This window comes from Vagococcus sp., from assembly GCF_036639995.1.
Lineage (GTDB): Bacteria > Bacillota > Bacilli > Lactobacillales > Vagococcaceae > Vagococcus.
In genome coordinates, this window is sequence record NZ_JAVWHO010000001.1 from 104,583 (window position 1) to 106,814 (window position 2,232).

At 32.0% G+C, this 2,232-nt stretch carries 1 protein-coding gene; it reads left to right on the forward strand.

What is annotated here, in order from left to right:
• Positions 1-2,232, forward strand: a 2,232-nt coding sequence (locus tag RR554_RS00575) for a Cna B-type domain-containing protein (RefSeq protein WP_332462237.1), incomplete at both ends; no start/stop codon positions are given.

Sequence of the window (2,232 nt, forward strand, 5' to 3'; positions counted from 1 at the left end):
AGTTCCAGGATACACAAGTGAAGTTGTAGGAACAACAATAAAAAATACATTAGTAAAAAACGAATTAATCGATATCAACGGTGAAAAAACATGGAAGGGCGATGAAAATAGCCCGAATGCGCGTCCAAATGGTGTTTGGATCAACCTAATGCAAAACGGTGTGAAAATACAGGATAAATATATCAGAGGCGATCGTGATGGCAAATGGTTCTATTCATTTGAAGGGCTGCCATTAAGAGATAGCAGCGGTAAAGAATATATATATACAGTAAAAGAAAATGGTGTGCCAACGGGTTATGTTTCAAAAGTAACAGGCTATAACATTTTAAATACTTATGACAGCTCATCAGTAGTAAATATTGCTGGAGAAAAACATTGGGTAGATATGAATGGAAAAGTGAAACCTCGACCAGAGAGATTAACTATCGAGCTCCAACGTCGCTCGAAAAGTCAAAATTTTTGGATGCCAACATCTTATACAACAATTACTTCTCCCTCTTGGAAATATGAATTTAATAATCAACCTAAGTACGACAATGATGGAAATCTATACGAATATCGAGTAACTGAAAATAATTTACCACCTGGTTATAAAACTGAAACTATTGGAAATGACATAGTTAATACGTTACTTAAATTTCCAACGATAGAAGTTAAAGCAACTAAAAAATGGGATGATAATAACAATGAGGCAAATCTACGTCCAAAATCAATTACAGTTTATCTACTTCAAGATGGAAAAGTAATTGAAACAAAAGAAATGGATATTAATTCAGAGACTGAAGACCCATCTGAGTGGGAAGTGGTATTTGATGGACTGTATCAATATGATAAAGTAACTGGAAGAAAATTTGAATACACGGTAAAAGAGGAAGTAGTTCCCAATTACGAAGTTACGTATACTAAAAAAGAGTCTGATCCATATAATTTAGAAATTAATAATAAGTTAGTACCTAGTGAAAAACTTGATATTAAAGGTGAAAAACTGTGGAATGACAATGAAAATGCTTTTTCTAAACGACCAGATACTATAAGTGTTGATTTGTATCAAGATGATAAAAAAATTGAGTCAACAGAGGCTAAAAAGTCAACTGGTTGGAAGTATGAGTTTTTAAATTTATCTAAATATAGTGATAATGGCAAAATTTATGAGTACCGAGTAGAAGAAGGAAAAGAAGTACCTGGTTACGAATCTGAAGTATTGGGATTTGATATCACTAATACATATCAAAATAATGAAGTTGTTGAGGTTAGTGGTAAGAAAGTTTGGGATGATTACGATAACAGGTTTAAGACACGTCCAGATTTTATTACTGTTAAGTTATACCAAGATGGCAAACAAATTCAAAAACAAAAAGTAGATAAAGAAAATGATTGGACATATCACTTTAAAGAGTTGAAAAAATATGATGATAACGGAAAACTTTATGAATACCGAGTGGAAGAAGATGATGTTCCTTTAGGATACACATCGGTTGTTGATGGTCAAATAATCACTAATACTTACCGCAATAATGAAACAACTAAAATTGCCGGTGAAAAATTATGGTATGACAATAATAATCAATTTGGAAAACGTCCTGAATCTATTTTTGTCATCTTAGAAAAAGATGGAAAAGAGTATCAACGAAAAGAAGTGAAACCGGATAAGAATGATAATTGGTTTTATGAATTTGATGAATTACAAAAATATGATGAAACTGGAAAAGAAATCAAGTATACAGTTAAAGAAGAACCTGTAGAAAATTATGAAAGCCAGGTTGTGGGAACAACTATTTCTAATACATTTATAAATAATGAAACAACTAAAATTTCTGTTGTAAAAAAATGGACAGAAAAACGTCCAGATGAAAATCGACCAGAGAAGGTAAAGGTTCTTTTATTAAAAGATGGTAAAGAAGCAGGTAGTGAGTACCTGAGTGAAGCAAATAACTGGTCACATACCTTTGACGGATTAGAAAAGTATGATGATAATGGGGATTTATTTCTTTATCAAGTAGTTGAAGAAGGTATCCCTAATTATGTAACTACGTATAAAGAGGAACCAGAACTGGTAACTATAACAAATGCTTATGATATTTTAACGGAAAAAACAAGTATCAGCGGCATTAAAATCTGGGATGATTATAATGATCAGTTTAATCTTAGAGGCGATAAAGTAACAATCGGCTTATATCAAGGGAAAAATCAAGAAGAAGTTTTAGATGCAAATGGAAAACATGTGACCACTGA